This is a genomic window from Streptomyces endophyticus (assembly GCF_035798155.1).
In the GTDB taxonomy this organism is placed as follows: domain Bacteria; phylum Actinomycetota; class Actinomycetes; order Streptomycetales; family Streptomycetaceae; genus Streptomyces; species Streptomyces endophyticus.
On sequence record NZ_JAOZYC010000039.1, the window covers coordinates 1 to 7,030 of the forward strand.

Here is a 7,030-nt window from a genome sequence, read left to right on the forward strand (position 1 = left end):
CGCCTTGCGATCGCACGCACCAGACGCCGCGGCGCCGCCCTTCGGGCGACGACGGGAGTTTGACGACAGGCCCTAGGTCATGTCGCGCATCCGCTCGATCTCGGTGGTCTGCTGCGCGATCACATCGTCGGCCATCTCTTCCACCTGCACGTTGTTCCCGCCGCTCTTGACCTCCGTGGCCATCGTCACGGCCCCCTGGTGGTGCGTGATCATCAGCTTCAGGAACAGCTCGTCGAACGCCTCGCCCCGGGCGGCCCGCAACTTCTTCAGCTGCGCCTCCGTCGCCATCCCCGGCATCGTGTCGTGCGCCTGGTGGCCGTCGGGAGCGGTGTCGCGGCCGTACTTCTGCAGCCAGCCGCGCATCGTCTCGATCTCCGGCCCCTGCGCGGCGGTGATCCGCTCGGCGAGCCCCTTGACCTGCGCCGACCGGGCCTGCTTCGGGGCCAGTCGGGTCATCTTCAGGGCCTGCTCGTGGTGCGGGATCATCATCTGCGCGTAGGTGACGTCGGCGGAGTTCGGGGTGTCGTCCGCACCGCGCCGCTTGGCGTCCTTGGCCGACAAGGTCTCGGCCGCGCCGCCCGGCTTGCCCGGCGCGATGACCGAAGGTCCTTCGGACACACGGGAGTTGGCCTTGCCCGCGTCGTCCGAGCCGCCCGAGTCGCACCCGGTCAATGCCAGCGCCGACACCGCCGCCAGCGCGGCGGCGGCAACTTTCATGACGATTGCGTTGCCACCTATTGATCTGTGCATGAGGAAGACGATACTCGGGGAGATCCGTGAATCGTTCACGTACGAGCGAAGTCACAGCCACCCAAGGAGACAACAGTGACCCTGTACTCCCCCCGAACACGGCGCAGACGCCTGGGAGTTGCCACCGCGGCGGCCGGACTCCTCGCGGCGCTGCTCGCCGCGGGCCCCGTCTCGGCGACGCCCGACCCGGGCGACAAGTCGTCCGCGCCCAAGAGTGTTTCGAAGAGCACCGAGGCCGAGGTCGAGAAGGCGATATCCGCCGGCGACATACCCGGCCAGGACGAGATCGTCCACTCGGACAACATCCAGCACGTCACCAACATCCCCAAGGACGCGCTGCCCGGCACCAACTCGGACCTCGCCTTCCAGGGCAAGTACGCCTTCGCCGGGAACTACGATGGGTTCCGCGTCTTCGACATCAGCGACCCGAAGGCACCGAAGACGGTTGCCCAGGTGCTGTGTCCCGGCTCCCAGAACGACGTCTCCGTCTCCGGGAACCTGCTGTTCCTGTCCACGGACAGCTCCCGCAGCGACGACTCCTGTGCCTCCACCACCCAGCCGGCGACCGAGAAGTCGTCCTGGGAGGGCATGAAGGTCTTCGACATCAGCGACAAGAAGAACCCGAAGTACGTCTCCGCCGTCGAGACCGCGTGCGGCTCGCACACGCACACCCTGGTGCCGGAGAAGAAGAACGTCTACGTGTACGTCTCCTCGTACTCGCCGAGCGCGACGTTCCCCGACTGCAAGCCGCCGCACGACGGCATCTCGGTCATCAAGGTGCCCCGCAACGCGCCGCAGAAGGCGGCCGTGGTGAACTTCCCGGTCCTCTTCCCCGGTGACGGGGAGGACGGCGGCGGCAACCCCGGCGCGCCCACCAACCCGGGTGTCTCCAAGACCACCGGCTGCCACGACATCACGGTCCTGCCCTCCAAGGACCTCGCGGCGGGCGCCTGCATGGGCGACGGCATCCTGTTCTCCATCGCGGACCCGGAGAACCCGAAGGTCATCGACCAGGTCCAGGACAACGTCAACTTCGCGTTCTGGCACTCGGCGACCTTCAACCAGAAGGCCAACAAGGTCGTCTTCACCGACGAGTTGGGCGGCGGTGGCGCGGCCACCTGCAACGAGGCCATCGGCCCGGACCGCGGCGCCGACGGCATCTACGACATCACCGGCAAGGGCGACAAGCGCAAGCTCGTCTTCAAGAGCTACTTCAAGATCCCGCGCCACCAGGCCGACACCGAGAACTGTGTCGCGCACAACGGCTCGCTGATCCCGGTCAAGGGCAAGGACCTCATGGTGCAGGCCTGGTACCAGGGCGGCGTCTCCGTCTGGGACTTCACCGACTCCGCCAAGCCCAAGGAGATCGGCTACTTCGAGCGCGGCCCGCTCACCACGGACAAGATGACGACGGGCGGCTCCTGGTCGGCGTACTACTACAACGGCTACATCTACTCGAACGACATCGCGAAGGGCTTCGACGTCCTGAAGGTCAGCGATGCCCGCACCGACCCGGCGAAGAAGATCCGCCTGGGTGAGCTGAACGTCCAGACGCAGCCGGACTACTTCGGCTGACCGGTCCGCTCGCCGTTGACGGCCGGTGACAGCGGCTCGAAGTAGCGCGAGAAATCGGCCGGTCTGCCGTGAGCGGGGCTCTCGTCGGACGACGCGTCATCCTCGTCGTCCGGCGGGAAGCCCCACTGCCACTCCAGGTCGTAGCGGCGGAACAGCTCGGCGCGCAGCGCCGTCATCGACATCGGCACGCCGGGCACCAGGATCGAGAACACGGCGCCCATCAACAGGGCGCGCAGCAGCGGATAGTCCGTGTCGACGTCGAGCGTCCCGTGCCGCACGACGGTGTCCCGCAGCAGTGCCGCGAGCCGCTGCTGCTCCGGGCACTGCACAAAGCCCTCTGCCTGCAGGATCCCCGCCATGTGCGTGCGCATCAGGACGGGTTGGTCGCGGGCGAGGCCGAGGATCGCGTCGATCGCACGGGCCAGCCGCTCGTCCCCGTCGTCGAGTCCGGGCCGCGGCGCCCGCTCCAGCGTCTCCTCCAGGGTGCGGTGCATCAGCCGGTGCACGGCGGACTGCAGCAACTGCCGCTTGCCCGGGAAGTAGTACGAGACCAGACCGCGGGCCGAACGAGCGCGGTCCGCGATGTCGCCGAGCGTCGTCGCGTCGTACCCGCGCTCCCCGACGAGCTCCAGCGTCGCCTGCAGGAGCCGTTCGCGGGAACGTCGGCGCAACTCCTCATTGACCGATGCGCTGCGGGGGGACATTCTTGACTCCTGCGTTGACTGGCTCTCAGCCAACTATACTCAGCGCTTCCCGGCCACCGGCCTGTTGGGCGCGGTGCGCGCGGGAGGGCCGGCCGTATTCGGGCGACGCGGGGGATCGTCCGAATACGGCTGTGTCATGCGCGGCGGCGTCGGACGAGGGCGGCTCAGATCAGGCCGAGTACCGGCCGCAGCCCGTCAGGACGGGCCTCGGCCGGCAAGTGGTCGACGAAGTGCACCGCGCAGCCCAGCTCCGCGGCCCCGCCGTCCGCGTGCCGGTCGTCGCCCACCATCAGCGCGTCACCGGGCGCCACGCCCAACTCCTCGCACGCCGCCGCGAACAGCCGCGGATCCGGTTTCGTGACCCCGTGCCGGTACGACAGGACGTACGCGTCGACGAACGCGTCGAGGCCGTGCCCCGCGAAGACCGGGCGCGGGTCCCAGCCGATGTTGCTGACCACGGCCACCGGGACGCCACGCTCGCGCAGCCCTGCGAGCACCTCGCGGGCGTCCGGGTAGGGCCGCCAGGCGGCGGGCGTCATGTGCCGGTCGTACAGGGCGTCGTAGAGCCGCTCGTCGGGCAGCGGCACCTGGCGGGCGAGGCCCGTGTACGCGGCGCGGTGCCGCGAGGCGTCCACGTCGCGGACGGCGACGAGCTCCGCGAGGTGCTCGGGCACGTTCACCTGATGCGTGCTGCCGCCCGGCAGCGCCCCCGCCGCCTCCAGGCCCTCGGCCGCACGCGTGAACTCGTCGGCTGACAGCGCGAGTTCCCTCTCGTCGAGCACGGCGCGCAGCCAGGACTCGGTGGATTCGATACGGAAGAGCGTTCCGGAGAAGTCGAACAGCACGGCTTTGATCGTCATGCCGTCGATCCTCCGGTGTGCCGAACGCCCTGGTCAAGCACGAGCGTTGGCCCCGACCCACCTGCCGTACGCCGCCGTGGACACCACCACCGTCAGCGCCCCGAGCAGCCAGCCGCCCAGCACGTCCGACGGCCAGTGCACCCCCAGCCACAGGCGCGTCAGGCCGACGCCGAGCACCGACACCACGGCGAGCGTGAGCGCGGTGCGCCACAGCGTGCGCCCGGCCCCGTACCGCCGCAGCAGCCACAGGACGAGCGCGCACACCACGGTCGCCGTCATCGCGTGTCCCGAAGGGAACGCGGCGTAGTGCGCCGAGTCCACCGGGTCGCGCCACACTGGGCGTGGCCGGTCGACGGCCGCCTTCAGGCCCTGTTGCAGCAGTGTGCCGACCAGGCAGGTGGCCGCCACCCAGCCCGCGAGCAGCCAGTCCCGCAGCCGCCAGACGAGGGCCAGCACGATCACCGCGCACAGCACTCGCATCGTCCAGGGGTCCCACACCCAGTCGGTCAGGACGCGGTTGACGCGTGTGACGCCGGGTTCGGCGAGGGCCCGGCCGTGCAGCGAGCGGGCGACGTCCCGGTCGAGGCGCATCAGCGGACTCCACCGAAGCGCCACCGGGACGAGCAGGAGTACGGAGGCCACGGTCAGTGCGATGGTCAGCGCGAGGACGGCGGATCGGGGGCGTCGGGGCGGGGAGTCGAGCCGTACCGGGTGCATGGGGACGATCCTCGCCCATCGGGCGCCGTGCGGGCCATCCCGGTGGCCGCAGCGGCGTGGTGCTATCCCAGTGCCCGCAACGCGGGAACGAAGGTGACCAGGAGCGGGATGAGCGGGATCAGCGCCGCGGCCGCCGTCAGGCGCAGCCGGTGTCCGGGGGTCAGGCGGGAGGGCGGCGCGAGCAGCCGGTGCACGCGCTGCGGGACCTGTGCGTGCGGCGTCGGGCAGGGCCCGAACACTCCACGGTCCTCGTTGAGTTCGACCAGCGCGAGGGCGATGCTCATGCGCCCGAAGCGCCGCGAGGCGACGTCGTCCGCCGCCAGCTCCACCAGGCGGTGCATCTCGTTCCGAAACGAGGCGAACACCAGAACCTGCGGAAAACCGGATGCCAACGCGCCCGAACAGTGCAACAGCCAGTCGTGCCGCCAGCGCGCGTGACCCATCTCGTGCGCGAGCACCGCGTCCAGTTGACGCCCCTTCAGGCGCTGCAACGCGGCTGTGGTGATGACCAGTTGGGGCGTCGTGCCCGACATCCACCAGGCGTCGGGCCGCTTGCCCTCCAGGATGACGAGACGGTCGGGCCCCGGCTCCTCGCCCGGCAACAGCGGTGCGCGGTCCAGCAGTTCGGCCCGCCTCGCACGCCGCCTCGCCCGCGCGTTCCGTACCTCGCGCACCAGCATCGCCGCCGTCCACGCCCCGCCCAGGGCGAGCGTCACCGCGACGGTCGCCGCCCACGGCCCCGCCGCACGCAGCGCGTACGCGTCCACGACCCCGTGCGGCGCCGCGGCGAACACATGGCCGCGCACGGCGCCCCAGGCAGCCGCCGCGCTCAACGTCATCGACAGGGCGCAGCACAGCAGCACGCCCGCCACCACGCACTGCCACGCCCACAGCGCGACGATCGGCTCCCGCTCCGTCCAGTCCGCGCGCGCGAGCAGCCTCGGCGCGACCAGGGCGGCAAGGGCGCCGAGCAGCAACAGTGCTACGGGGACCGTCATGGCCGTCACCCTATGAGGCCCGCGCTACCCACGGGTATGGCCTGGCGCGCCAAGTGACGCACGCCACGGTTTCGTTGATCGGCCCGCTACATCGTCAGCAGCATCGCGACCATCCCGATCCCCATCGAGAGCCGGCACGCCCGCGCCAGTTCCGGGCGGTCGCCCCAGCCGGCGACGGCCGTCGGGCCGGTGGCCGTTGTGGCCGGCGCGGCGGGAACGAGGCGGGCGCCCGACCACAGGACGTAGACCGTGAAGTAGAGGAGGAGAGCGCCCGTGAGAGCAGGGGCGCCCGCGCCGCCGTGGTGCGCGTGGGCCTCCGGGCGGACGGCCATCGCCACCGCCATGTACGCCATGGCGAACGTGCCCACCAGGTGATGCAGGTGATGGGTTCCCGTCCGGGCGGCCCACAGGGCACGGAGCGCGGCGGCCCCGAACACGCTCGCGTACAGCAGCCACGCCCAGTGCGGGGGCGTGAGCACCGCCGCCGGGACGGCCATCAGCGCCATCCCGAATCCCATCAGGGCCTCGCCGCCGGCCGTGCGGCGCTGCTCCTCGACGCCGCTGCGCAGGCGCAGCAGGCAGTACGCGCCGGTCGCCGCGCACAGCGCGACCAGCAGCCAGGCGGCCGAGAGCGGTCCGTGCACCGGGTCCCCCATCTTGTCCGTCTCGTCGTCGGTGTCCGTCAGGGAGATGCCCAGGCGGACAGGGGCGTATGGCGGCGCAGGGGAGCACGGGTGGTCGCGCGGGTGGATTGTGCATCCGGTCACGATGGATCGTTTACGTGTAAAACACCTGCTAAGGTTTTCTTATGAGCAGCACACCACCGACACCTCGCACCCCCGCCGTCCATCGCCTCCCGCTCGCCGGAGTGCTGCGCCTCAACAAGCCGTCGGACGTCTGGCTCAAGCCCGCGACCAGCGTGGTCGTCGCCACCGCGATACCGAACATGGCGCTGCTCGCCCTGGGCCGGCTCGACCTGGCCATGTACACGATGGCGGGCAGCCTGTGCGCCCTGTACGGGCACAACCTCCCGTACGCGGCACGCGCGCGTGCGCTGGCGTGGGTGGTCGCCGGGATGCTCGCGAGCATCACCGTCGCCCTGGTCTCCGCCTCGCTGACCTCGTCCGCTGCTGTCCTCGTCGCCATCGGCGCGCTGCTCGCCGCCGTACAGAAGACGCTGTGCGACGCCACGCGGATCGGGCCGCCCGGACCCCTGATCTTCACGTTCATTAGCTCCGCGACGCTGTTCGCCCCACAGACCCTCGGGCAGGTGCCGGGCCACCTGGCGCTGACGCTGGCCGCCGGTGCCGTGTCCTGGATCGTGGGCATGGCCCCCGCCGTCGTCCGCCCCCACGGGCCCGAGCGCCGCGCCACCGCCCGCGCGCTGAACGCCGCCGCCGCGTACGTCGAGCGGCCCGAGCACGCC

Annotated in this window: 7 protein-coding genes and 1 pseudogene; 2 read left to right on the top strand and 6 right to left on the bottom strand. The window is 70.9% G+C overall.

Features of this window, described 5'->3' with window-relative positions; translation table 11 throughout:
* Positions 1-72 precede the first annotated feature (72 nt).
* On the bottom strand, positions 73-717 hold the full coding sequence (locus tag OKJ99_RS06990) for a DUF305 domain-containing protein (RefSeq protein WP_326014912.1): 645 nt from the start codon (positions 715-717) through the stop codon (positions 73-75).
* 108 nt (positions 718-825) lie between these two features.
* On the opposite strand from OKJ99_RS06990, the gene OKJ99_RS06995 reads away from it, so the two are divergent.
* Positions 826-2,325 carry an LVIVD repeat-containing protein gene (locus OKJ99_RS06995; protein WP_326014913.1) on the top strand — a complete coding sequence of 500 codons (1,500 nt, stop codon included), beginning with the start codon at positions 826-828 and terminating at the stop codon, positions 2,323-2,325.
* Here the strand turns inward: OKJ99_RS06995 and OKJ99_RS07000 are convergent.
* The 5 genes from OKJ99_RS07000 to OKJ99_RS07020 form a co-directional block, all read right to left on the bottom strand.
* Positions 2,313-3,029, bottom strand: a complete 717-nt coding sequence (locus OKJ99_RS07000) for a TetR/AcrR family transcriptional regulator (protein WP_326014914.1) — start codon at positions 3,027-3,029, stop codon at positions 2,313-2,315. The genes OKJ99_RS06995 and OKJ99_RS07000 overlap by 13 nt on opposite strands.
* 164 nt (positions 3,030-3,193) lie before the next feature.
* On the bottom strand, positions 3,194-3,889 hold the full coding sequence (locus OKJ99_RS07005) for an HAD family hydrolase (protein WP_326014915.1): 696 nt from the start codon (positions 3,887-3,889) through the stop codon (positions 3,194-3,196).
* A gap of 33 nt (positions 3,890-3,922) precedes the next feature.
* Positions 3,923-4,606, bottom strand: a complete 684-nt coding sequence (locus tag OKJ99_RS07010; protein ID WP_326014916.1) for a phosphatase PAP2 family protein — start codon at positions 4,604-4,606, stop codon at positions 3,923-3,925.
* A gap of 62 nt (positions 4,607-4,668) precedes the next feature.
* Complete coding sequence (locus OKJ99_RS07015) at positions 4,669-5,604, bottom strand: M56 family metallopeptidase (RefSeq protein WP_326014917.1); 936 nt, start codon at positions 5,602-5,604, stop codon at positions 4,669-4,671.
* An 86-nt stretch (positions 5,605-5,690) separates the two neighbouring features.
* Positions 5,691-6,248, bottom strand: coding sequence for a DUF5134 domain-containing protein (locus OKJ99_RS07020; RefSeq protein WP_326014918.1), 558 nt, complete (start codon positions 6,246-6,248; stop codon positions 5,691-5,693).
* 164 nt (positions 6,249-6,412) lie between these two features.
* Here OKJ99_RS07020 and OKJ99_RS07025 point away from each other — a divergent pair.
* A pseudogene (locus OKJ99_RS07025) lies at positions 6,413-7,030 on the top strand (FUSC family protein); the annotation flags it as partial.

Coding starts and splice junctions, on each gene's coding strand:
- OKJ99_RS07000 (WP_326014914.1), bottom strand. CDS start 3,029: ATGTCCCCCCGCAGCGCATCGGTCAATGAGGAGTTGCGCCGACGTTCC.
- OKJ99_RS06990 (WP_326014912.1), bottom strand. CDS start 717: ATGAAAGTTGCCGCCGCCGCGCTGGCGGCGGTGTCGGCGCTGGCATTG.
- OKJ99_RS07015 (WP_326014917.1), bottom strand. CDS start 5,604: ATGACGGTCCCCGTAGCACTGTTGCTGCTCGGCGCCCTTGCCGCCCTG.
- OKJ99_RS07010 (WP_326014916.1), bottom strand. CDS start 4,606: ATGCACCCGGTACGGCTCGACTCCCCGCCCCGACGCCCCCGATCCGCC.
- OKJ99_RS07005 (WP_326014915.1), bottom strand. CDS start 3,889: ATGACGATCAAAGCCGTGCTGTTCGACTTCTCCGGAACGCTCTTCCGT.